The following is a 20383-nucleotide window of genomic DNA, read 5'->3' as shown; positions in this document are numbered from 1 at the left end:
GCCCGCGTGGGTCGCACCGTCACGATCAAAATCGACGCTGCGATCGGCGGCCTGAAGGCCAAGCTCCGCGACGCCGGCGGCGCCTTTCGGCAGTTCTCCAGCGAGGTCGACCGGGCGGTGAAGGCCGGGAACTTCGACGGCGTCGCGGACGGCATGGCCAGGGTCGGAACCGTTGGAGTTGCAGCGTTTGGCCTGGCGGTCGGCGCAGCCGCGAAGTTCGACAAGCAGATGTCGGCAGTCGCCGCCGCTACCAACGCGGCCGGCCAGGAACTGGACATGCTGCGTACGGCGGCAGTCCAGGCGGGCAAGGAGACCTCGTACAGCGCCACGGAGGCCGCGCAGGCGATCGAGGAGCTGTCCAAGGCGGGCGTGTCCACCGCGCAGATCCTCTCCGGCGGTTTGGACGGCGCGCTGAGCCTGGCCTCAGCCGGAAGCCTGGACGTTGCGGAGGCCGCCGAGGCCGCCGCGTCGGCGATGACCCAGTTCAAGCTGTCCGGCTCCGATGTTCCGCACATCGCCGACCTGCTCGCGGCCGGTGCGGGCAAGGCGCAGGGAAGCGTGCATGACATGTCCGAGGCGCTGTCGCAGGGCGGCCTGGTCGCCTCGCAGATGGGCCTCTCGGTCGAGGACACCGTCGGCGCGCTGGCCGCGTTCGCGTCCGCAGGCCTGATGGGCTCGGACTCCGGCACCTCGCTGAAGACCGCGCTGATGATGCTGGCGAACCCGACCAAGGAAGCCAAGCAGACGATGGAGGACCTGGGCATCCAGGTCTACGACTCGACCGGCAACTTCGTCGGCCTGGTCGACCTGGCCGGCCAGCTGCAGTCCCAACTTGGCGGCCTCTCCACCGAGCAGCGCAACGCCGCCCTCTCCACGATCTTCGGATCAGACGCGATCCGCGCCGCGAGCGTGCTGTATGAGCAGGGCTCGTCCGGTATCCAGGGCTGGATCGACAACGTCAACGACTCCGGCTACGCCTCCGAGGTGGCCGCGAAGAAGACCGACAACCTGATCGGCGACATCGAGCGACTCCAAGGATCGCTTGAGACCTTGGCGATCGAGAGCGGCAGCGGCGCCAACGATGGGCTCCGCACGTTGGCGCAGGGCGCAAACACACTCGTCGACCGGTTCGCGAGCCTGCCACCCGCGGTGGGGGAAAGCATCGTCGTCCTGGCCGGGCTGAGCGGTGGAGCGGCGCTGCTCGCCGCTGGCTGGGTAAAGGCACGCCGATCCACCGCCGAATTCCTCGAGGAGCTTCGAGGCGTCGGTCCGGCTGGCAGCCGGGCTGCGAGCGTCCTGGAGAAAGTGACCTCAGCGGCGGGGAAGGCGGCTGTCGCGTTCGCGGTGCTGCAAGTGGCCGACATGGCTATCTCCGCCACGATGAAGGACCTGAACCCGCAGATCGACGCGCTCGCGATCGGCCTGGACCGGTACGTCGATAGCGGTGTCGCCGCCGGTGAAATGGCCCGGCTACTCGGCGGTGACCTGTCGAAACTCGACGGCCAGTTCCAGACGATCGCCGATACGAACAACACCCGCTACAACCTGGCGCGCAAGCTGGGCGAAGGCATGGAGTCGTTCTCGTCGACGCTGGCGAAGGCGGACGACAGCCTGACCAGCACCAAGGAGCGGATCACTGCAGTCGACCAGGCGCTCGCTCAGATGGTCCAGTCGGGGCAGGCCGACCAGGCACAGGCCGCGTTCGACATGCTCGCCAAGCAGCTCGCCGTCAACGGCGTCAGCATGGAGGAGTTCAAGGCCCAGTTCCCGACGTACACGGCCGCCGTCGAAGTCGCGGGGTCGGCCAGCTCGACAGCCGCCAACGGCATCTCGGCGGTGGGCAGCGAGGCAGACACCGCCGCCACCAAGATCGAAGAGCTGAAGGAAGCCTTCGACACCCTGTTCAACGCCCAGATGGATCTGGACCGGGCGACCGACAACTACAAGCAGGGCATCCGCGACCTCAACAAGGAACTGACCGAGGACAAACGGACTCTGAGCACCAACAGCCAAGAAGGCCTGGACAACCGGGACGCCGTCCTCGACCAGATCCAGAACATCAAAGATCTACGAGCCGCGCGCCTGGCCCAGGGCGACTCCATCGACGAGGTGGACGGCAAGTACAAGTCCGAGCTCGGCTCGCTGAAGAAGACCCTGATCCAGCTCGGCTACAACAAGTCCGCCGTCAAGAACCTGGTCGACGCGTACCTGGACGTCCCCGACAACGTGTCGACTGGGGTTACCACTCCCGGCCTGGTCGCCGCTCGCAAGGGTGTGGAGAACTACGGCACGAAGCTCGACGACCTGCGGACCGAGATCAACACGGCGGTATCAGTGTCGGGCGCCGAGGCCGCAGAGCAGAAGTTGCGTGACCTCCTGGTCTTGCAGCAGTCCCTGACCAAGGGCATCAGCGTGTCTGCGGCTTCCTCGGCGTACAACAAGAACGCGTACGCGACCGGCGGGTGGACCGGCCCGGGTGGCATGTACGACGTGGCCGGCGTGGTCCACGCCGATGAGTACGTGGTCCGCAAGGAGTCTCGGCAACGGTTCGAGGACGACCACCCCGGCGTCCTGGACTACATCAACCGGTGGGGTGAGTTGCCCGGTGTCCTCGCGTCCCGTGGGTACGCGACCGGCGGCAGGGCGCTTCCCGGGTACGCGTCCGGCGGGTACGTCAACGTCGCCCCGTCGTCGAGCAGCAGTTCGTCCTCGCTGAGCGGTTCGCACCTGGACTACCTGGACGCGATCGTGGCTGCCCGCAATGCGGTCGCGGACCTGACGCGGAGCCTCAAGGAGAACGGGAAGAGCTTTTCGCTGGCTACGCAGAAGGGCCGGGACAACCGGTCCGCGCTGATCTCCGGGGTCCGGGCCGCCCAGGCGGCGGCGGAGGCCAAGTACGAGGAGACCGGCAGCCTGAAGGCCGCGAACGCGGTCTACGACGAGTACATCAAGAAGCTCGACAAGAGCCTGAAGGCGATGGGCCTGAACGCGAAGCAGCGCAAGAAGCTGATCGCGGAGTACTCGGAGCAACCGGACTACGACATCGCGGAGAAGACACCGTCGAACTCGTCGGCGCACGTCCAGTCGGTGACGGACCAGATCGCCGCGAACCAGGCCCTGTCCGACGCGAAAACGTCGTTCGCCTGGACGAAGCCGACGTTCAACGTCAAGACGGAGGCGGGCCAGACCGAGCTGCAGGAGCTGTTCTCGTACCTCTCCGCAGCCGAGCAGGCGGCGCAGTCTCTGTACGCGGAGACCGGAGACGCAAAGAAGGCGACGGCGCTCTACAACTCGTACCTGGCCAGCCTCAAAAAGGTGCTGGTCGGGTCGGGTATGACCAGCGCTCAGGTCGACAGCCTTTACAAGCAGTACGGCCGGATCACGCTCAGCAAGAACCGGTGGGGCGGCGTATACGAACGCGCGTCCGGCGGGCTGCGGGAGGCGCAGATCGCGGCCGGCGGGGCGCCGCTCTACCAGTGGGCGGAAGAGGAAACCGGCGGCGAGGCGTTCATCCCGCGCCGCGGCGACCAGGCGCGGTCGCTGGCGATCTGGCAGCACGTCGGCGAGCAGTGGCTCGGCCAGCCGGTCTGGCGGCCCGGCTCGGCGACCGGCGGGTCGTCGGCGGCCCGGCAGGTCACGGTCGAGGCCAGCATCCCGATCACGCTCGGCACCACCACGATCTCCCAGGCCGTCCGGATGGAGATCGACACGGTGCTCGGTGAGGTCACCGCCGCGACCGTCTACCAGACCGCTTAGGAGGCGATCATGGCCACCACCCTGACCGCCACCCCCGAGCCGGGTAACAACCCGCCCCGGGTGCTGCTCAGCCTGACCTACACCGGGTCCACGTCCGCGACGATCGTGCGCAACGACCCGGACGGCACGCAAACCCCGGTCCGGTTGGCCGAGCCCGCCACGCTTGACGGCACCGGGTCCTGGGTCGGCTACGACTACGAGTCGTGGTTCGAGGCGTCAACGACCTGGACGGCGACGACCACCGCCGGGAGCATCACGAGCTCGGCGGCGACGCTGTCAGTCTCGGACATCTGGCTCCGGCACCCGGGCGTCCCCGCGCTCTCCCAGAAGGTCGACTTCCAGGGCGAGGGGACGCCGGTCCGATCGGTCGTGCAGACGGTATTGCAGCCGCTCGGCCGGGCCACCCCGATCGTCGTGTCCGACGGCCGGCGCAAGGCCAAGACCGGCAGCATCACGCTCCGGACGAAGAACGACACCGAGCACGATGCGCTGCTCGCGCTCCTGGACGACGTCGCCGTGCTGCTGCTCGACGTGCCGGCCAGCAAGAGCTACGGGCTGACGCTGCGGCACCAGTACCTGGCGATCGGGGATCTCACCGAGACCCGGCTCCGGCCGGACTTCTACCCGCATCCGTGGCGGATCTGGACCGCCCCGTACACGTCGGTCGGGCGTCCGGCCGGCGGGCTGGCCGCGCAGCGCACCTACGCCACGGTGCTCGCCGCGAACGCCACCTACCAGGGCCTGATCACCTCGTACAGCACGTACACCACGATGCTCACGGGGGCCTGACGTGTATCCGGTCTCCACGACGTTCGGGGCCGCGCTGCGCGAGTCGCACACCGCGGTGTTCCAGGTCGACGCGTACCTGTCCGGGTCGCTGATCGCTTCCAACATGCAGATCACCGACGGGCAGGTCAACGTCAACTCCGGGGACGGTGTGCGCCGGACCCTGGACGTCACCCTCGCCGACCGCACCCTGTGGAAGACCCTCGACGTCGTCGGTGTCGAGCTGCGCCCGTACCGCGGGATCCGCTACCCGTCCGGCGACACCGAGATGGTGCCGCTCGGCGTGTTCTCCCTGGATCAGCAGCAGATGTCGCTCTCGGGTGGCGGGATCCAGATCCGGTCGGCCCCCGACCGGTGGGCGTACGTGCAGCGCCAACAATTTGAGACACCGGCCGCGTCCCTGCCGACCGCGCTGATCTCCTCCGAGATCCGGCGGCTGGTCACCGGCGTGACCCTGCTGTCCAGCGTCGCGGTGACGTCCACCGCGACGTCCACCGCGACTCCGGGCGCGCTGGTCTGGGAACAGGACCGGGCCGCGGCCGCGATCGACCTGGCCACCAGCATCGGCGCCGAGGCGTTCTTCGGCGTTACCGGCGGCCTGGTCATCCGCGATGCTCCGCTGCTGTCGCAGACCCCGGTGTGGACCGTCGACGCGTCGGCGTCCGGGGTGCTGCTCTCCGGCGACCGGATCCGTGACCGGTCCCGGACCTACAACGTGGTGGTCGCCTACCCGTCGTCGACGTCCGGCAGCTCGGTGTACTCGCCGGTAATCGTCGCCGACACCGACCCCACGTCGCGCACGTACGTCGGCGGCCCGTTCGGCCGGGTCCCGTACCGGTACACCTCTGCGGCGCTCACCACGTCCGCCCAGGCGCTCAAGGCCGCAACCGCGATCTTGAACAAGGCCAAGGGCGTCAACGCCCAGCTGTCGATCGAGGCGGTCGTGCACCCGGGCCTAGACCGCGGCGACGTGATCACCGTGCTCGCCCCGGACGGCACCACCGAGGTCCACCTGATCGACGCGCTGACCATCCCGCTGACCGTCTCCGGCACCCAGTCGATCACCACCCGCTCCAGCCGGCCGGACGGCGACATCCCCTCCTCGGAGTAGCCCATGGCCTCGGCCACCGCCAAACTCGCCGCCGAAATCCTCCGAGGCCGCCCCCCGCAGGGCTCACCGACCGCCTGGGTCGAGCCGGCCACCGTCACCACGGTCGCCTCCGGCGCAGCCGCCGACGGCAACGCCCTGGCCACCGTGACCTGGCGCGGCACCGCGGTCCAGGCGGCCTACCTCTCCCCGTACGCGCCGGCCGTCGGGCACGTCGTCGCCGTGCTCTACCAGACCAGCGGCTCCCTCCTGATCCTCGGCCGCATGGTCGGCACCCCGCCCAGCTAGGAGGCCTCGTGCCCAGCACCACCACCTTCGCCCTGCCGTACCCGGCGCTCAGCTCGGCGCCGAACGTGCCGCAGGACCTGCAGCTGCTGGCCGCCGCGATCGACCTGCTGCTCACCCCGGTCCTGACCACCACGACCGCCAGCATCGGCACGGTCTCGTCCGGCTTCACCGTCAACGACGTCCGCGCCATCACCCTGCTCGGCGGCCGGCTGATCTTCCTCGACCTCTACCTGTCGAACACCGCCGCAATCACCGTGACCAGCGGAAACATGACCGACACCACAGTTTTCACTCTCGTGTCCGCCCTCTGGCCGTCGCACTACACCTCGTTCGTGTGGGGCAACGGTTCGGTCGGCGGCGAGGGCAACGTGATCTCCACCAGCGGCGAGGTCAGCCTCCGCGCGGCCAGCGACTCGATCGCGGCCGGCACCAACATCCGCATCTCCACCGCGTACCTACGCAACCCGTAAGGACTCGCATGCTCATCGAAGTCCCGGACACCCCCGTGGCCTCGTTCGCCTACCGCGACCTGGCCGACTCCGGCATCGGCGACGTGACCCTCACCCTGCCCGTGGCGCTGTTCTCCAGCCAGGCCAACGCCAACACCCCGCCGCTGCAGGAGATCGGTGAGGCGCTGATGCCGATCCTCGAGGCCCAGTACCCCGGCTCGGCGCTTCGCCTGATGGGCATCACGCTCACCGGCGTCGCGCAGACCGTCCCGCTGACGAACACCTCGACGGAGGCCTCCGCATGACGTACGCCCCCGACACCCTGCAGGACGCCCGGACGTTCCTGATCACGACCGTCCCCGGCCTGTCCGGCGCCGCGGTCGGCATCGTCGGCGACACCAGCCACGCCGCCACCGGCACCTCCTACCACCTCGGCGAAGACGACCTGGCCGACACCGCGTACTCGATCATCGAGTCGTCCCGCGACAAAAACGGCCTCACCGACGCGGCCAGCGCGCTCGACGTCGGCTGGTTCTCGGTCAAGGCGGGCGGGAAGACCCACACGCTGCGCACCTTCTCAGCGTGGCTAGTCGCCGAGTGCGAGGCCGGTGCCGCCGACACCCGCGACATCCGTGAGGTCATCTACACCCTCGACGGCAAGACGGTGAAGCGGTGGGACCGGCTCGGCCGGCGCACCAGCGGCGACAGCAGCCACCTCTACCACACCCACATCTCCTACTTCCGCGACAGCGAGAAGCGCGACAAGACCGCGCTGTTCCGGCGCTACCTCACCGAAATCGGTCTCCTGGAGGACGACACCATGCCCACTGTTGCTGACGTCTGGGCCTACGACCCGGGCAAGAACGGCACCACCGACGCCAACGGCGGCATCCCGAACGTGGTCTCCACGACCGCGGCCGCGCGGAAGGCCAACACCACCATCTCCCCGGTCACCGCGCTCTACCACCTGCTCCTGCGCACGCAGAAGCTGATGGACGGCCAGACCGCCCAGGCGACCGCGGTCGCCGCGATCGGCACCGCCGTGGCAACGCTCGCGAAGGCGCAGGGCGCCGACACCACGAAGATCACCGCCGCGCTCGACGCGCTCTCCGCCGCGGTCGCCCAGGTCGACGAGGAGACCGTGACGGCGCTGCTCGGCGGCGGCGTCGAGCAGCTCGCCGACCTCCTAGCCGGGTCGCTCGGCGCCGACGACCTGGCCAAGCTCGGCGCGCTCCTCACGCAGGCGCCGTGACCACGGACGCGCTGATCGAGGTCGGCAAGGTCGCGGGGGCGGTCGTCGCCGTCGCCGCCATGCTCAGCGTGGCCAACAAGGCCCTCCGCTCGCTGCGCCGCCTCGGCCACCTCGCCGACGAGGTCCTCGGCGACGGCAAGAAGCCCGGTTGGGGCCAGCGCATCGAGAGCCTGGAGACCGGCCAGGTCGAGCTGACCAAGCTGGTCAAGGGCATCGACCACGAGGTCAGGCCGAACTCCGGCGGGTCGATGCGCGACGCCGTCGACCGGATCGCCCAGGCCACCGGCGCCCACGACTCCTGACCCGTACGCGCCACCGCCCACCCCTCTTCGAGGCCCAGCACCGTGCTGGGCCTTTCGCGTACCCACGGAAGGGAACCACCGTGTTCACCAAGAAGTTCTGGCTCGCGGCCGCCGAGCGCGCGGTCAAGTCCGGTGCTCAGGCCCTCGTCGGCCTCTGGGGCCTGGACGGCTTCGACATCGTGCACGCCGACCTGCCGCTCGCGGCCGGTGTCGCCGGCGGCGCCGTCGTCCTCTCCGTGCTGACCTCGCTGGTCTCCAGCACGGTCGGCGCGTCCGACGACCCGAGCCTGGTCACCGAGTAACCAGCCCCAGCGACACCCACACGAAGCCGCCCCGCAGACCCCGACCGGGTCTGCGGGGCGGCTTTCGTCGTTTCAGGCTCCGGCGCGTGCAACCTCGGCGAGTACAAGGCGTAGGGTCTGCGAGCGCTTCTCCGGCGGCAACGCGTTCATGGCTGCTTGCGCGTAGGCCAGGCCGCCAGCCTTGTCGCCGGACTTCGCCATCATCAGCCCACGGTGGAGCTCGATGTGCGTCTGGAATCGGACCAGCGCGGCTGGTCTGCCGTCGTCGGCTTCGTCCTGGGCGGCCTGTCCGCGGCGGACGTCGCCGAGCCGGGCGTACAACATGCTGCGGAAGGTCGCCATGCGCCAGCCTGGAACAGCGAAGTCGCTGATCTCCGCGTCTTCCGACCCGATCCGGTCGAAGAGCTTACGAGCGTTGTCGTCGGCAGTCACCGCTGCCGCGTGGTCGCCACGGTTGCCAGCCACGTGGGCGAGCGCGACGAGAGAATTCAGCCGACCGAGTGACGGCTTGTCCGAAAGGCCGATCGCCTTGGTGGCGAGCTGTTGGGCGGTACCGAGCGCTGCGCCCTCGTACGCAAGCGCGATCGCGGCACGGCCCCGAACCCAGACCCGGGTCGAAGTGTCCTCCGATCGGTCAGCTGCTTGGACCGCGAGTCGGTACCAGCGGATCGCTTCGGTAGGGTCGCCGCTCGTCTTCCCGTACGTGGTGAGCAGCCGGGCCGCGGCCGCCCACATGCCCGGCGTGTCGAGTTGCTGCTGGATAAGGACCAGGTCGGTGGCAAGCCGGTCCTGTAGTTTCGCCGCGCCGATCTCCATGTAGTCGCGCCCGTACTGGAGAACGCCGGCCCGCCATTTGTCCTCCGCGCCCTTCTTGGACAGAGCGGCGTTGAATCCCCGTTCGATGAGCTGGTGGGCGGCGGCTGGTCCCAGGAGCCCGGCGCCGATGGTGCCAAGTATGAGCCCGCGACGTTGCATGCAGTCCTCCCCAAGTACCTGGGCATAGGCGAGGATCACCTCGTCAGTGAGCTGTCGCCGCCCAGCTTCGATGTTGCACAGGTGCGCCGCGCTGACATTGGCCGCCGCGGCTACCGCAGAGGCCTTCTTGCCTTCGGCCTCCCGCGCCTCCCGCAGCCTCGCGTGAAGATCGTCCATGGGCCACCTTCTGAAAACTAGTGAAAACCCCAAGGTGCTCCTGATCACAGCATGCTCAGTGGACGCTACACCGTGGAGGCGGCGGATCAGGCCCTGGACCGGTCGGGCCCGTCGCCTTCCCCACCACCGTCGCAGGGGAGGCGATAGGCATGACCAGTACGGCGCTCGATGTCGATTTCGGTGGTCATGATCCGACCCCGGCGTTCCTCTGCAAGTCGTGCGGATGGCCATGGCCCTGCGATCCGGCGCGGGCCTCCCTGACGGAGAAGTACGACCGGGCCGCAGCCGCGACGATCATGTGGGTCTTCCTCGAGGATGCCGTCCGCGTGATGCCCAACGCGTCGTCCGCCATCCTGTTCGCCAGGTTCCTCAAGTGGACGGGCGGCGACCGGTGAGCCAGCACGGCCCGCAGCGGCAGTGGCGGCGCTTCCGGCCCTGGATTCGTGGCTGCCGGTGCGGCATCGACGCCTACCCCTGCCCCATCGAGCGGCAGTGCGCCCGCCTCCGGCTGGTGCAACAGCGGGCCGCCATGGTCGCTAACCCGGGCAAGAGGTGGGCGGCGTGAAGGACTACCCGCCCGCGCCCATCATCCACTCGCCGGCCTGCCGCGACGTGCCGCCGATGATGATCCCCCAGGCGATCGCCATCGTGGCCCTCAACTACCCGAACGGGGTCCCGCACGACTGCGTCAGCCCGCACGACCCTCGGGCCAAGGTGGTCGTGGTGCCGATGGAATGGCCGGTGCACGAGTACAAGCCGACGGGGCGATACACCTTGCCCGACGCCGTACGCGCCCTCTGCGACACCTGCCGGAGCACGCACGGCCTCGCCGATTCGCTGATCATCGTGACCCACGGTTCCTGAACACGGAAGCGCCCCGGCCGATCGGCCGGGGCGCCCGCCTTCGCTATCCGTGCCGGTGAAGCCAGTCCCACGCCCAGCGCCAGGCCCGGCGCCGGGATCCGGAGCCCTCGCACCACCAGCACTTCCGGAAGACCTTCCCGTCAGCGCGGTGGTGTTTCCCGGCGCCCTTGCAGCAGAGGCAGTGCGCGAGCGGCCACCGCCAGCACTCGTACCCGTAGACGGCTGCGGCGAGGACCAGGCCGCCGATCAGCAGCGCGATCACGACGCACGCTCCGCCGGCGCGGCGCTGGCCGCCCACGCCTCCAGGTCGGCGCGCGAGTACACGTCCGCGAGGCCGTGCTTTCCTCGAGGAGATGGCACCTTGCCGACCCGGCGCTGCAGACGCTTCTTCGCCGCCTCGTACCGCCAGGGGATCACCCCGGCGTCGATCGCGTCCCGCAGCGTCATCATGTCCCCGTCTCCGGGGACATCCCTGCTCAGCGGCCTATCAAGCCGTTCGCTCGGGTTCGCGAGGGCCCGTGCCTGCGCGGTCGTCAGGTACACGACCTGGCACTCGGTGGCCGTCCCGCCGACCACGATTTGCCAGCGGCCGAGCGTCCTCGACGACTTCGGCATCGCAGCCTCCGGGACGAGCATCTTCCACGCGTTGACCGTGTACCTCGCCATGCACCGGACCCCGAAGTTCTCCCGGGCCTCCGGGCCGCCGATCGCCCGGGCGGTCAGCATCTGTGCGATCGCGAGGACGTTTTTTTTGACGGCGCGGCCCATGAACAGCAGCTCGCCGAGGGCGGTAATCGCCGGGCTGCGCTTCGGGTCGCCCTTCTCGCGTACCTCGGCCCAGTAGACCGCGAGCATGCCGATCGTGGCGTTGAGCTCCTCACAGATGACCAGGTGGCGCGGGCCAGGGTCCCAGTCGTCGTCCTCGTACAACGCCGCGTCGTTGAGCTGGTCAGCTTCAACGGCGGCCCGGACCAGCGCCTCGTGCATCTGGGCGGGCTTCGTGCAGTAATCCACCCCGGGCATGCCGATCGCCCACCGGTGGGAGCCCTTGCGGTCCAGGATCGTGACCCGGCCGCCCCGGGCGAGGACCTGGACGGCGATGAGCATCGCGAGCACGGACTTCCCCGCGCCGGACCCGGCCGACAACGCGATGTGCGGCGAGTCGTCCTTCAACGAGATGACCACCGGCTGACCACCGACGCCCTGCCCGATGTAGAACTCCCACTCGGCCAGCTTCGGCAGGTACGCAAGCAGGTCGTCGTACCCGACCGACGCTGGCGGGCGCTTCCGGACGGTCCAGCGGGCGGTGACGTGCGGCCCGACCTGCTCCCACGCCTCGACCAGACTGCCAGCCGGGATCTTTGAGCTGATGATGCTGGAGACCAGCTGGCGCTGCTCCCGGGTCAGGTACGGGCTGTCGATCTCCAGCTCGATGCGCGGGCCGAGATCCTCGGCGGGCCGCCGGAACAGCGCCAGCCGCTTCGTCGCCGGCCGCGCCCAGCGCTGCACCGCCCACGCAACGCGCTGCGAGTGCTCGGGCAGCCACCGCACGATCGGTTCCAGGCGCTCGCCGTACCAGAGCCGAACCGCTTCCTCCGCCGGGGAGAGCGGCGTGGCCAGCCGCGGGGTGAGGCTGCCGAGCGCCGGGTCGACGTGCAGCCGGATCCCGGACTCCAGGCCGAGCGCTGGCCGGAGCGCGGCCAGCGTCGGGGTGATGTAAGCACCGCGGAACCGGCGGTCGACCAGCTTCCGCCGACTGCGAACCGCGGCGACAGCGGCGGCGGCCGCCGCAGTCGTGAGTACCTGCTCGGGGTAGAGCGCCGCCACGCCCGCAGCCGCAGGGACGGCGACACGCAGGGCCTGACGCTGCCACCCAGCAAGACGCCCACGGCCACGGAATCGGTACGGGTGCCCGGCCCGGCGTCCGTTGAGCGGCTGGCCGGAGAGGTACCGGTAGAGAAGAGTCCGGGTGATCTGCATGTGGCCCCCGTTCAGTAGCCGTTCCGGGTCAGCGCCTCGAACGCCGCGCTCACCTCGGCCCGGGTCGCGGTTCGCCTCGCGCGGTCGAACGCGTTCTTGGCCGCCTCGAACTCGTCGCTGTCGATGTTGCGGTCAGACGCGTCGGACTCAACCATCCCGAGCCTGACCAGCTCCAGCACCACCTCGCGGCGCAACGGCGGCTCCTGCGGCTTCTTCCGGCCGAACATCAGTGCTCCCCCGTCCCGGCGCCAACGAGGTCCGGCTTAGCGCCGTTGATCGGCTTCGTCGCCGTCGGCTGCTGGGTGGCGTTGCGCCGGTTGGCGCGCCGGACGGTGCTCTCCGACGTAGCCGCCAGGCGGGCGATCCGGTTCTGCGTCGCGCCGGGCAGCACTGCCTGGACGGCGCGGATCACGAGGTCGACATCTTCCGTCACCCGGTCGTCTTTGCGGGGCGTCTGAGCTGCGACGACAACCCGGCGGACGGCCTTCAGCCGCAGGGTGCGGATCTGCCGCCGGTGGCGGAGCCGGGCCTGCTTCTCGGTCTTCGCCTGCCGGTCCGGGAGACCGGGCACCGGTGTGGCCGGGGCGTCCCCGGTCGCCGCCGCCTCGAACCAGGTGGCGCGCCCAAGCCGGGCCCGGGCCTCGTCGATCATGGCGTCGTCGGCGACCAGGCTCAGCCGGGCGAGGCGCCCCGCGCGACGGCGCGTGAGCCATCCGGCGCCGTGCTGGCGGCGGAACTCCAGGTTCACCAGCTGCCGGGTGAGGCGCTCGCGGTGCACCGTCTCGATGTCGTGCTCGCCGGGCTGGATCGCGCCGATCCAGACCAGCAGGGTCCGCGGCGTCCACCGCCAGCTGGTCGCGCCGGGCCGCTTCCCGGGGACCATGCCGTCCCACCAGAGCTTGGTGACGACGATCGGGATCGCCGCGCGCAGGATCGCCTCGGGCGCCGAGTGAGAGATCGACCCGGCGATGATCGCCATCAGGACGGCGAGGCCCCAGGCGGTCTGTCCGGGCTGCCCAGGCCAGCCGTGCTCGAGCTGGTGACGCTTCGCTCGGAGCATGGAGAGCACCAGGGCCAACTCGTTGACGACGAAGAGCAGCAGCGTCAGGCCGAGCGCGAAGTGGAGCCGGTTCCGGGTGATCTCCCAGATGGCCTCGCTGGACCAGCCGAGGCCGATCAGCATCGCCCACGCGGCGAGCGGCTCGTCCGGCCGCTCCGACCGGGCGATCGTACGGATCTTCCGTGCCGCCAGCGCCAGCACGGCGACGGTCACCAGCAGCGCGCCGAGCAGGATCTCTCGGCTGCCGGCGGCGGCGTCCTCGAGGAAACCGGTCAGGTAGGTGGTCATGCCGCCCACACCTCCTCGACCTCGACGTCGTCCAGGTCCAAGCCGTCCTCGGCGAGCGCGAGCTCGAACCCGGCCCGGCGGACCTGCGGGGCGAGCCGGTCGTCGTGGCGGTTGACCAGGGCGCTGCAGACGGCGGCAACGGTGCCGACGCAGGCCGGCGCCCCGCAGGCGATCAGGAGCGTGTTGAAGGTGGCGAGGTCCATCAGGACACCTGCCGGTGGGGTGCGAGAATGCACATGGTTTGACTCCCTGCTTGAGTCGGCCAAGGCCCTCGGTCGGCGTTGCCTCGCCAGCCGAGGGCCGTTGTCGTTCTTGGACCTGAGTATGTCGCGAAAGTCGCGGGAGTCGCAACCGGAGTTTCGGTCGCATCCGTCGCCAGAGTCGTGAAATCATGCTCGCCAGACCAGCGCGACGAGGGGACGCAACGTGAGCGAGTGGATGAGCGTGACCGAGGCAGCCACCCTCCTCGAGGTGGACCGGCGCACCATCCAGCGCTCCCTCGCCGATGATGACCGGCGCGCCCGCGAGTGGGGCGAAGAGGGCGACGGGTGGCGACACAAGCCGCTGGCCGAGCGGAAGATCTACCAGCTGCGCCGCGCTCGCGTACTACGAAAGGCCGGCCAGGGCGAATAGCGGCCCTTTTCGTCGCATTCGGAGGGCGTCGGCCCGTTTCGCATTCATCGCGCCTAGATCATTCGGTGGATCCGACCTCGGATTTTTCGTGGGTTAAGGGAGTCGATCGCCGGGGGTCCTTTTTAGTGATCCCCCCACTACAGTAGTGGGGGGATCGACGTAGATCCCCCCACTACAGTTGCCGGAGTCGCCGGTGTAGTGGGACCCCTTACGATCGCGGAATGGAGAACCCGATGGCCGGCATCGACGAGGTCGAACAGATCCAAGACCCGACCGAACGCGCCATCGAGGTCGGGAAGCGGATGGCCGCGATCCCCGAATTCCATGCCCGCCTCAAGCAGATCCGCCGGGACGCCGTCGTTCAGATGAAAGACGAGCACGGCATGAGCTTCGGCGAGATCGCCACTGCGCTCGGCCTCCACCGGGGCCGGGCCCAGCAGATCTACGAGGGGCGCAGCGGCGGTCGGCGCCGGAGCAAACCCGCCATCGGGGATGCCCCTGCGGACGATGATCAGCTGGCCGACTAGCCCAACACCACCTCATACCATCGGCTCACCTTTCGCGAAAGACTCAGTTCAGCCACGGTCCGCCAGAAGGTATCTAGAGATACCTGCGGGACCACCGGGGCATCAGGGGGCGTCGGTGACGCTGTCCGGCGACACCACCCGCCGCCGGTAGCCCCCTAGCGCAGATGGACGGCCACGGGAAGGATTCCCTGCACAGGCCCGTTCGGGTCGGCGAGATTCGTACGTATGTACTAACTACCGACGGATCTTGAATCGATACGATTTCGGTCACGGCCAGGGCACGGAAAGCAACAAAGGAGGCACCGACTCTCACTCCACGGAGAGCTGGAGCCGCAACACACGGAGGAACCATGACTCAGTCCGTTGGCCGCTCCAGCGCAGGGGCGACCACGATGTCACCGACCGACAAGCGTCAAGCTGGTCGCTTCGACCGGTTGCTCCAGGCCACCCATCTCGGCACCTTCCTCTCGGCAGTGTTCGGGGTGATCTGCCTTGCCGTTTCGTTCTGGCTCAGCGAGTGGCGTGCAGCCATCATCGGCTCCACGCTCATCATCGTCGCCTCCGTGGGAGCGTCGATCAGCCTCGCCGAACGGATGATCGCCGACCGGAGCGCCTACTACCTCCAGGGCGAACTCGACGGCTGGATGCGCGGCCAGCGAGGACAAAGCCCCCGGGTCGACGATCCGCTCGCACGCCGGCGCTGACCGCGCCACACGCCAGCGCCCCGGCGCCCCGCCCTACGATGAGGGCGGGGCGCTTTTTTATGCGTCCAGCAGGGCTGGATATCACCGTGCGTAGTCCGGTTATATTTGCCAAGACGCTCTCTACGCCACCGCGCCTGACCTGCATGGGAACAGTGCTCACGTTTCGAATATTCTTGTAGTACATGTAGTTGACGCCGCTGACCGTGACGAAGCTGCCGTCGATCGCGTCGTACCCCGGGTCGTAGAAGACCTGCGGGTCCCCGGCGCTGACGAAGTCGCTGGTGTAGTTGACCAGCAGCACGTTGTGCCCGCTGTCGTTCACCGCGGAGTAGACGATCGCGTACTTCCCGCGCCCCGCGTCCCAGTACGCCTCCGGCGCCCAGGCGTGGGTGGCCAGCGAGTGCACCTTGAGCAGGCGGTACCCGGTGAAGGTCCGCAGGTCGGTGGAGTCCCAGACGTGCAGGTACTGGCTCTGGTACGACCAGTCCGTCCCGTACAGGTCGGTCGCCAGCACCACGAACGTCCCGTCCTGCTTGCGCAGGATGAACGGGTCGCGCAGCCCGAGGCTCCCGCTGGTCGGGGTGGCCACCGCGGCGTTCTGGTTCAGCGGCGTCCAGTTCAGCCCGTCGGCGCTGACGGCCAGATGCAGTCCGTAGTTCGCCGCGGTCATCGACGGGGACTCGGTGAAGTACGCCATCGCGTACCCGGAATAGGTCGCCGCCCGGGCCGCCTCCGGAAGCAGGAACGCACCGGCGGCCGCGCCACCCGCAGCGATGATCAGATCACGTCTCTTCATTTGGCGATCGCCGTCCCGTGTCGGCAGCCCGAGCAGGTGATCGGGCTGAGGCTGGTCCAGGTGTTCAGGTCCGTGCTGGTCGCGGTGTAGATGCCGTCGCCCACGCTGTAGTGGTCCACGTACATCCGCCACGATCCGTCGTCGAGCTTGACCAGCGACGGCCCCTCGTACCCGGAAGCGAAGAGGGTGCCCTGGTTGACCCAGCCCTCGGTCAGGTTCGCCGTGGTGGTCCAGTGCTCGATGTACTTGGTCGTCTCGTTCTTGGTGAACGCGTGCCAGGTACTGCCGGACTTCACCACGAACGTGTCGATGTGGTTGGTGCCCAGACCCCACATCTGCGCCGGACCGCTCCAGCTGGTCAGCGAGCTGTTCTGCGCGGTGTAGACGTACGGCCGGAAGATGTAGGAGGCGGAGCTCGTCGCGACGCTGGTGATCAGCTTGACCGTGCCGTCACCGGTGTAGAACTCCGGCGCCCAGCTGTAGTTCGCGTTGGTGACCCCGGCCGGGATGCTCGCGATATTGGTCCAGCTGGTCAGATTCGTACTGGAAGCGATGTTGAAGTAGGTGGAGTTCGTGGTCCACGACTGCACGGTGTACGCCGCGTAGTAGACGCCGTTGTACTTCAGGATGCTCGGGTCGCGCAGCACCCCGGTCGGCCCGTGGAAGTTCGTGTCGACCAGCGTGCTGTAGCTGGTGCCGCCGTTGGTCGACTGGTAGATCCAGAGCTCCTCGTCGGCGGCCGAGTCACCCTTGAAGGTCGCGTAGATCAGTGTGGTGGCGGCCGACGCCGGTTGCGGCAGCACCAGCACGCCGGCGAGCACGGCCAGGACGGTGGCCAGCGCCCCCACCAGGCGGGAACGGGGTCTCATGCGGTCTCCAAGCACTGTGAGCGTTAACAACAACCCCCGTGCAGAAGGCGTTGATCACCGCAAAACACGAGATTGACAGGGATCAACGCCTCGAAGTTTCTGAATGATTGCGCTCAAGTTGCCACCCTGTCAAGAGCGCCGCGAGCCACCCCGGAGAGGCCGTGTCCCACGGTCGGATCGACATGGCCGGAACGCCACCGACGGGCGGGGTGGGTGTCGGTAGTGCCGGGTTCACCTTCGACACTCACCCCAGCGCTACTGCGCCGGCGGAAATGGACCCGCCAGTCCGGCTTTGATTCACGTCTACCCATGCGTCCCCTTCGGACACGAGGATTCACGGAATGATTGACCTTCCTTCCTTAAGCGCGGCTCTGCTGCTGATGGGGAGCCTGGTGGCGCCGGCCACGACCCTCACCCCCTACGACGCGGTCGACCAGTTCATCGGCACCGAGCTGGACACCACCCAGAACAAGAGCAACGACGCGTACGGGAACACGTACCCGGGCGCGGCGGTGCCGTTCGGGATGGTGCAGCCGAGCCCGACCACGTACGCGGAGGGGAACGAGAAGGGCGGCTACGAGTACACAGCCGGCCGGATCCGGGGTTTCGGGATGACCCGGTACTCGGGCACCGGGTGCACCGGGCGGTACGGCGGTTACGAGTTCCCGACCATCCCGTACCCGGGCGACACCCTGCCGGTGAACCCGTCCGCCGACGTCAAGGGCTACTTCCTGAGCTTCAGCCACGACAACGAGGTGTCCGAGCCGGGGTACTACCGGGTCGGACTGGACGACGGGATCACCGTGTCGTTGACCGCGACGGCGCGCACCGCCGTCGCGACATACGGCTTCACCGATGAATCCACCCTGATCCTCGACGTCTCCGGGCCGAACAACCGCACGTTCGGCAGCGAGGTGACCATCGATCCGGCCACCCGCACGGTGAGCGGCTGGATGTACGGCGTGGACGTCTGCGACAACGGCAACTACTACAGGGCGTACTTCTCCACCACCTACGACCAGCCGTTCGCGTCGTACGGGACCTGGAACGACGCCGACATGACGACCGGCTCGACGCACGCGATCAAGAGCGGCACCGACGTGGGCGTGGACTACCGCCACGACACCGGCGCGTGGATCACCTTCGCCGACGGTGCCACGGTGACCGCGAAGACCGGTTTCAGCTACACCAGCGTGACGAACGCCGCCGTGAACCGGGATCTCGAAGTCGGCACGGCGAGCTTCGACACCGTACGGAAGAGGGCTGCGAGGCTCTGGAGGGCCGCGCTCGGCACCATCGACGCCGGTGGCGGGACGGATGAGCAGCGCACGACGTTCTACACGGCGCTCTATCGCGCGTTCCTGCACCCGAACGTGCGCGACGACGTGAACGGCGAGTACCTCGGCTACGACGGCACCGTGCACACCGTGGCGAAGGGGCGGCACTTCTACAAGAACATCAATTTCGCGGGTACGGGCTGGGACGCGTACCGGAGCCAGGTGCAGTTGATCGCGCTGACCTTCCCCGAGGTGGCGAACGACATCAACCGGTCGATCGTGGCGCTGACCGAGCAGACCGGCGGATGGGCGCCCGGCGCGTCCCGGATGCAGGGCGACAATCTGCAGGTCATCCTCGCGACCCTGGACGACATGGGCGCGACCGATTACGACCGCCGGGCGGCGCTCGCCTCGATGGTCGCCACCCAGAGGCTCCCGGCGACCGCGTCGAAGCGGACCGACGCCTACCAGTTCGCGGCGACCGGCATGATCGAGAACCGCAAGGGCGACTTCGCCACATCCCGCACCCTCGAGTACTCGATCGACGACTTCGCGATCGCGCAGCTCGCCGGGCGGCTCGGCGCGACGGCCGAGCACGACTTCTTCATGGCACGGGCGCAGAGCTGGATGAACGTCTTCGACCCGGTCACCGGGCACATCCGGCCGCGCGAACGGACCGGTTTCGACCGCACGTTCGACCTGCGCGTCCGCGACGACGGCTCCGGGCGCGGCCAGTTCAACCAGTCCACCGGCTACCAGTACGGCTGGCTCGTCCCGCACAACCTCGGCACGCTGATCGCGAAGCGCGGCGGTGCCGAGACGGCGACCGCCCAGCTCGACACGCTGATGGCGCAGCTGGACGCGGGCGCGTACACGCAGACCGGCAACTACCTCTCCAACCAGCCGGCCTTCGGTACGCCGTGGGTCTACCACTGGCTGCGGGCGCCGTCGAAGACCACCGACGTGCTCTACCGCGCGGTCGCCGAGATGTACGACGCCACCCCGTCCGGCCTGCCCGGCAACGACGACCAGGGTTCGCTGAGCGCCTGGTACGTCTTCGCGAACATCGGCCTCTACCCGGCGATCTACGGCACCGGCGACCTGCTCGTGAGCAGCCCGATGTTCCGCACGATCACGATCGACCCGGTGGGCGGCCACTCCAAGATCAAGATCAAGGCGAGCCCGGGCCGGTACGTCACCGGCCTGCGCGTCAACGGCACCCGGCAGACCGCGAGCTGGATCGACGCGTCGTTCCTCGCCCGGGGCGGCACCCTCGGCCTCACCATGTCGGACACCCCGGGCACGTGGGGTACCGCCGCGACGGACGTACCGCCGTCCTACACCGGGGGCGCGGACGCGCGGAACAACACCGGCACCACCCCGGACGGTCAGGGCGACCTCGGATCGATGGACCTCAGCGACTGGTCACTCTCACGTACCCGGCTGGCGGCCGCCGGAGCCGCACCCGGCGCAAGCCTCCCGCTCACCGGCACCGGGATCACCTTCACCTGGCCGGACGCGGCGCCGGGCAACCCGGACAACTGGATCCCGCACGGCCAGCGCGTCGACCTGCCCGACACCGCCGCCACCAGCGTGTCCTTCCTCGGCCTCGCCACCAACGGCCCGTCCACCGGCACCGCCACCGTCCTCTACACCGACGGCACCTCCCAGCAGGTCGACGTCACCTTCGGCGACTGGGCGTCGGCAGCCCCGGCGGGCAACATCGAGGCCGTCTCGGTCTCCGGCCGCAACAACGCCTCCGGTACGACCGGAACCGGCACGTTCCGCGTCTTCGCCACGACACCGGCCACCCTGGACCCGTCCAGGACCGTCGACGCCGTCCTGCTCCCCGAGTCCACCGACAGGGGCATCATGCACATCTTCGACGTCGCCCTCGGCTGACCTCCCGGACCGGCGCTCAGGGACGAGCGGTCCGCCCCTCCCGACCGGCGCTCAGCGAGAAGAGACGAGCGGTCCGCCCCTCCCGACC

At 68.9% G+C, this 20383-nt stretch carries 22 protein-coding genes; 14 read left to right on the top strand and 8 right to left on the bottom strand.

The window, feature by feature from the left end; translation table 11 throughout:
- Positions 1-6 precede the first annotated feature (6 nt).
- The 9 genes from AB0M08_RS12205 to AB0M08_RS12165 all read left to right on the top strand — a co-directional run bounded on the left by AB0M08_RS12205 (position 7) and on the right by AB0M08_RS12165 (position 8243).
- Complete coding sequence (locus AB0M08_RS12205) at positions 7-3756, top strand: phage tail tape measure protein (RefSeq protein WP_364491965.1); 3750 nt, start codon at positions 7-9, stop codon at positions 3754-3756.
- Positions 3757-3765: 9 nt separating this feature from the next.
- Positions 3766-4545, top strand: coding sequence for a hypothetical protein (locus AB0M08_RS12200; RefSeq protein ID WP_364491963.1), 780 nt, complete (start codon positions 3766-3768; stop codon positions 4543-4545).
- A 1-nt stretch (position 4546) separates the two neighbouring features.
- Positions 4547-5653, top strand: a complete 1107-nt coding sequence (locus AB0M08_RS12195; RefSeq protein WP_364491961.1) for a DUF5047 domain-containing protein — start codon at positions 4547-4549, stop codon at positions 5651-5653.
- A 3-nt stretch (positions 5654-5656) separates the two neighbouring features.
- Positions 5657-5938: a hypothetical protein gene (locus AB0M08_RS12190; protein WP_364491959.1), complete on the top strand. Its 282-nt coding sequence runs from the start codon at positions 5657-5659 to the stop codon at positions 5936-5938.
- An 8-nt stretch (positions 5939-5946) separates the two neighbouring features.
- Positions 5947-6408, top strand: a complete 462-nt coding sequence (locus AB0M08_RS12185) for a hypothetical protein (RefSeq protein ID WP_364491957.1) — start codon at positions 5947-5949, stop codon at positions 6406-6408.
- Positions 6409-6416: 8 nt separating this feature from the next.
- Complete coding sequence (locus AB0M08_RS12180; protein WP_364491955.1) at positions 6417-6692, top strand: hypothetical protein; 276 nt, start codon at positions 6417-6419, stop codon at positions 6690-6692.
- Entirely contained in the window at positions 6689-7639 is a 951-nt protein-coding gene (locus tag AB0M08_RS12175; RefSeq protein WP_364491953.1) for a hypothetical protein, read from the top strand. Before AB0M08_RS12180 ends, AB0M08_RS12175 begins: the two co-directional genes overlap by 4 nt.
- Entirely contained in the window at positions 7636-7941 is a 306-nt protein-coding gene (locus AB0M08_RS12170; protein WP_364491951.1) for a hypothetical protein, read from the top strand. Before AB0M08_RS12175 ends, AB0M08_RS12170 begins: the two co-directional genes overlap by 4 nt.
- A gap of 80 nt (positions 7942-8021) precedes the next feature.
- Entirely contained in the window at positions 8022-8243 is a 222-nt protein-coding gene (locus AB0M08_RS12165; RefSeq protein WP_364491949.1) for a holin, read from the top strand.
- 72 nt (positions 8244-8315) lie between these two features.
- Here the strand turns inward: AB0M08_RS12165 and AB0M08_RS12160 are convergent, their stop codons facing one another.
- Positions 8316-9395, bottom strand: coding sequence for a helix-turn-helix domain-containing protein (locus tag AB0M08_RS12160; protein ID WP_364491947.1), 1080 nt, complete (start codon positions 9393-9395; stop codon positions 8316-8318).
- A gap of 149 nt (positions 9396-9544) precedes the next feature.
- Here AB0M08_RS12160 and AB0M08_RS12155 point away from each other — a divergent pair, with 149 nt between their 5' ends.
- Together AB0M08_RS12155 and AB0M08_RS12150 are read left to right on the top strand one after the other, a co-directional pair.
- Positions 9545-9790 (top strand): hypothetical protein, encoded by a 246-nt coding sequence (locus tag AB0M08_RS12155; protein WP_364491945.1) that lies wholly within the window; start codon positions 9545-9547, stop codon positions 9788-9790.
- A gap of 166 nt (positions 9791-9956) precedes the next feature.
- Positions 9957-10259 carry a hypothetical protein gene (locus AB0M08_RS12150; protein WP_364491943.1) on the top strand — a complete coding sequence of 101 codons (303 nt, stop codon included), beginning with the start codon at positions 9957-9959 and terminating at the stop codon, positions 10257-10259.
- Positions 10260-10302: 43 nt separating this feature from the next.
- Here AB0M08_RS12150 and AB0M08_RS12145 read toward each other — a convergent pair whose 3' ends face one another.
- Genes AB0M08_RS12145 through AB0M08_RS12125 form a run of 5 tightly spaced genes read right to left on the bottom strand, consistent with a single transcriptional unit; the run spans position 10303 to position 13790 of the window.
- Positions 10303-10521 carry a hypothetical protein gene (locus tag AB0M08_RS12145; protein ID WP_364491941.1) on the bottom strand — a complete coding sequence of 73 codons (219 nt, stop codon included), beginning with the start codon at positions 10519-10521 and terminating at the stop codon, positions 10303-10305.
- Positions 10518-12239, bottom strand: coding sequence for a DUF87 domain-containing protein (locus tag AB0M08_RS12140; protein ID WP_364491939.1), 1722 nt, complete (start codon positions 12237-12239; stop codon positions 10518-10520). The genes AB0M08_RS12145 and AB0M08_RS12140 overlap by 4 nt, the downstream gene beginning before the upstream one ends.
- A gap of 11 nt (positions 12240-12250) precedes the next feature.
- Positions 12251-12466, bottom strand: a complete 216-nt coding sequence (locus tag AB0M08_RS12135; protein ID WP_364491937.1) for a hypothetical protein — start codon at positions 12464-12466, stop codon at positions 12251-12253.
- Positions 12466-13587, bottom strand: coding sequence for a hypothetical protein (locus AB0M08_RS12130; protein WP_364491935.1), 1122 nt, complete (start codon positions 13585-13587; stop codon positions 12466-12468). The genes AB0M08_RS12135 and AB0M08_RS12130 overlap by 1 nt, the downstream gene beginning before the upstream one ends.
- Entirely contained in the window at positions 13584-13790 is a 207-nt protein-coding gene (locus tag AB0M08_RS12125; RefSeq protein WP_364491933.1) for a hypothetical protein, read from the bottom strand. The genes AB0M08_RS12130 and AB0M08_RS12125 overlap by 4 nt, the downstream gene beginning before the upstream one ends.
- A 223-nt stretch (positions 13791-14013) precedes the next feature.
- On the opposite strand from AB0M08_RS12125, the gene AB0M08_RS12120 reads away from it, so the two are divergent.
- Positions 14014-14220: a hypothetical protein gene (locus AB0M08_RS12120; RefSeq protein ID WP_364491931.1), complete on the top strand. Its 207-nt coding sequence runs from the start codon at positions 14014-14016 to the stop codon at positions 14218-14220.
- A 221-nt stretch (positions 14221-14441) separates the two neighbouring features.
- On the top strand, positions 14442-14747 hold the full coding sequence (locus tag AB0M08_RS12115; RefSeq protein WP_364491929.1) for a hypothetical protein: 306 nt from the start codon (positions 14442-14444) through the stop codon (positions 14745-14747).
- Between the two features lie 576 nt (positions 14748-15323).
- Here the strand turns inward: AB0M08_RS12115 and AB0M08_RS12110 are convergent.
- Positions 15324-16247, bottom strand: coding sequence for a glycoside hydrolase family 43 protein (locus tag AB0M08_RS12110; RefSeq protein WP_364491927.1), 924 nt, complete (start codon positions 16245-16247; stop codon positions 15324-15326).
- Positions 16244-17116 (bottom strand): hypothetical protein, encoded by an 873-nt coding sequence (locus tag AB0M08_RS12105; RefSeq protein WP_364491925.1) that lies wholly within the window; start codon positions 17114-17116, stop codon positions 16244-16246. The genes AB0M08_RS12110 and AB0M08_RS12105 overlap by 4 nt, the downstream gene beginning before the upstream one ends.
- Positions 17117-17457: 341 nt before the next feature.
- On the opposite strand from AB0M08_RS12105, the gene AB0M08_RS12100 reads away from it, so the two are divergent.
- Positions 17458-20295, top strand: a complete 2838-nt coding sequence (locus AB0M08_RS12100) for a GH92 family glycosyl hydrolase (protein ID WP_364491923.1) — start codon at positions 17458-17460, stop codon at positions 20293-20295.
- Positions 20296-20383: the final 88 nt, after the last annotated feature.

Origin of the sequence: Actinoplanes sp. NPDC051851, from assembly GCF_040681165.1 — a bacterium.
Taxonomy (GTDB): domain Bacteria; phylum Actinomycetota; class Actinomycetes; order Mycobacteriales; family Micromonosporaceae; genus Actinoplanes.
The sequence above is the reverse complement of the archived record's forward strand: the minus strand, read 5'-3'. Positions and strand labels throughout refer to the sequence as shown.